Source organism: Mycobacterium sp. NAZ190054 (assembly GCF_001545925.1).
In the GTDB taxonomy this organism is placed as follows: domain Bacteria; phylum Actinomycetota; class Actinomycetes; order Mycobacteriales; family Mycobacteriaceae; genus Mycobacterium.
Genome location: NZ_LMVQ01000366.1, coordinates 1 through 2,826 on the forward strand (window position 1 = coordinate 1; position 2,826 = coordinate 2,826).

Sequence of the window (2,826 nt, forward strand, 5' to 3'; positions counted from 1 at the left end):
CACGACCGCGTACACCCTCAACACGGCTCTGCAGGATCTCGGCCAGAATGTCAGTGCGCTGGACAAGCCGAGGTTCGAGATGGCGCTGCAGACGTTGACCGACTCGTTGCGGGACGCCACGCCGCAGCATCGCGACCACATCGGCGACCTCGGGCACGGCCAGCAATCCGGCCAGGCCGACCACCTCCACCGGCACCGCCCGGCGGCTCAGCACCTCGGCCATCGGACCGGCATCGGCGTTGCGGCGCACCAGGACCGCGGCCGTGGGCGGCGTCCCACCCGTCTCGACACCACCGTGCCAGCGGGACGCGATCTGATCGGCCACCCACTCCCGCTCGGCCTCGACGTCGGTCAGCAGCGCACACCGCACACTTCCCGGTTCCGCGCCCGGGCGCGGCCGCAGCGCACGGACCGCCACCGAGCGGCGCCGCGCGTCGGCGGACACCTCATTGGCCAGATGCAGGACCTCCGGCGGGTTGCGCCAGCTGGTGCGCAGCTCCAGGGTCGGCGCCGGGGTCCCGTCCGAGAGCGGGAAATCGGTGGTGAAGCGCGGCAGGTTGGTCGCCGACGCGCCGCGCCAGCCGTAGATCGACTGGATCGGGTCACCGACGGCGGTCAGCGCCAACCCGTCGTCGGCCCCGCCGCCGAACAGCGAGGACAACGCGACCCGTTGCGCGTGGCCGGTGTCCTGGTACTCGTCGAGCAACACCACCCGGTAGCGCTGACGCAGTTGTTCGCCGACCTGGGGGCACTGCGACGCCAGCCGCGCGGCCGAGGCCATCTGCATGCCGAAATCCATCACCCGTTCGTCGCGCATCCGCTGGTGCAGCGCGTCGATCAGCGGAACCAGCATCGTGCGCTCGGTCTGGGTCGCCAGCATGCGCAGCAGCCACTGGCTGGGTCCGCGGTCGCGCTGGTACCGGCCGGCGGGCAGCGTGTGCACCAGCCGCTCGAGCTCGACGTGGGTGTCGCGCAGCTGCGCGGTGTCGACGAGGTGTTCGGACAGCTGCCCCGCCAGCCGCAGCACCATGTCGGTGATCGCCGACGGTGACTTCTCGGTCTCCAGCGCCGCCGGATGCTCACACACCACCCGGAAGGCCAACTGCCACAACTCGGTTCCTCCGAGCAGCCGGGTGTCGGGCTCGACCGGGTGGGCACCGCCGCCGCTTGCCGGGGACAGCAGACCGAACTCGCGGAGCAGGTTTCCGGCGAACGCGTGGTAGGTGCCGATGGTGACGGGGTCGTCGGCGAGATCGGTACTGCCCGCCGGAAGCATCAGGCCGGCACCGGCCAGCCGCGCCAGCCGGGCACGCACCCGGCGCAGCAGCTGACCCGCCGCCTTGCGGGTGAAGGTCAGGCCGAGCACCTCGCCCGGTCGCGCGTAACCGTTCGCGACCAGCCACACCACCCGTGCCGCCATGGTCTCGGTCTTGCCTGCCCCGGCACCGGCGATCACCACGAGCGGTTCCGGCGCCGCGGAGATCACCGCGGCCTGCTCGTCGGTGGGCTCGAAAAGACCGAGTGCTCTTGACAGTTCGGCGGGGCTGTAGCGCGGAGCTGTCATGCTTCGCTCCTGGGGTTCTGGGCCGGGCACATCGCGCGGACCGGGCAGTGCGCGCAGCCGTCGTTGACCCTGGCCACGAACTGCGGACCCTGCGTCGCCGCGGCGGCGCGCCGGACCTGCTCTGTCCAATCGGCGCGGCCGTCGGTGGTCAACGCGTCCTGGTGACGTTCGGTCGCGCCGCCACCGGTCGTCTTGCCGAGGTACACCAACCGCCCGCCACCGGGCTCGTCGCCGTCGGCGAGCAGGCCGGCCGCCACCGCCAGCTGGTACAGCGCCAACTGCGCGTGGCTCTGCGCGTCGTCCTTGCTCACAGGGCTTTTCCCGGTCTTGACGTCGATCACGACGAGGCGGCCCTCGCTGTCGCGCTCCAGCCGGTCCAACCGGCCGCGGACCTGCACGGCCGGCAGGTCACCGTCGGCCTCGGTGACCTGACCGCCGACCTCGACCTCGGTGCCGACCTCGGTGAGCTCTGCCCGGGTGTCCTCCCGCCACCTCAGGAAGGTGCCCAGCATCTCCAGGTGCCGGTCCCGTTCGTTGTCGGCATACCACCGTGCGTCGAAAGGCAGTTCCTCCCAGACCTTCTCGAGCCCGTTGAGCAGCTGCATCTCGATCCGGGCCTCGGAGATCAGGGCATGCACCAGTGAGCCCAGCGCCGAGCGCACGTCGGTGCCGCGGGAACCGCCGTGGCGTTCGAGCAGCCAGCGCAGCGGGCAGTCCGACAGCATCTGCAGCGTCGACGGCGACAGTGTGACCACGTGCTCGCCGGCCTCCCACAGCGGTTCCTCGCTGGACAGATCGCGTGCCCCGTACCACGTCGCCGGGTCCGCGCCGTGCACACCGGCGTCGGCCAGGCGGGCCAGTTGCGCTGCCGCGCAGGCTCTTTCGGTGTCATCGACTGTTCCCGGGGCGGCACACACCACCGACCTCAACCGTCCGACGAGCGCCGACGGCGCCAACACCCGCGGAGCGGCGATCGGGGCCGGAGGTTGGGGTGCCGGTTCGGTGGCCAGCGCGGCGATCTCGTGGCAGAACGCGGACGGCAACATCGCCTCGTCCCCGCGGTCGCTGTCCACGGCGGTCACCAGCAGACGGCTGCGGGCCCGGCCGAGGGCGGCGATGAGCAGCCTGCGTTCCTCGGCCACGTTGATGACGTCGTCGATGCGACCCATCACGTACAGGTAGCCGTCGTCGTCGAAACGGCCGCCGTCGCCGGTCAGGTAGTAGCCGGGGTGCTCGGTCAGGTAGGACACCTGGTAGCGGTC

General features: G+C 71.5%; 2 protein-coding genes. Both read right to left on the reverse strand.

Annotation, left to right across the window (positions count from 1 at the left end; genetic code table 11):
• Nucleotides 1-1,564, reverse strand: a 1,564-nt coding sequence (locus tag ASJ79_RS21750; RefSeq protein ID WP_231750969.1) for an ATP-dependent helicase, incomplete at its 3' end; no start/stop codon positions are given.
• Nucleotides 1,561-2,826: PD-(D/E)XK nuclease family protein (locus ASJ79_RS21755; protein WP_156448570.1), on the reverse strand; the 1,266-nt coding region annotated here is incomplete at its 5' end. The genes ASJ79_RS21755 and ASJ79_RS21750, both read right to left, overlap by 4 nt.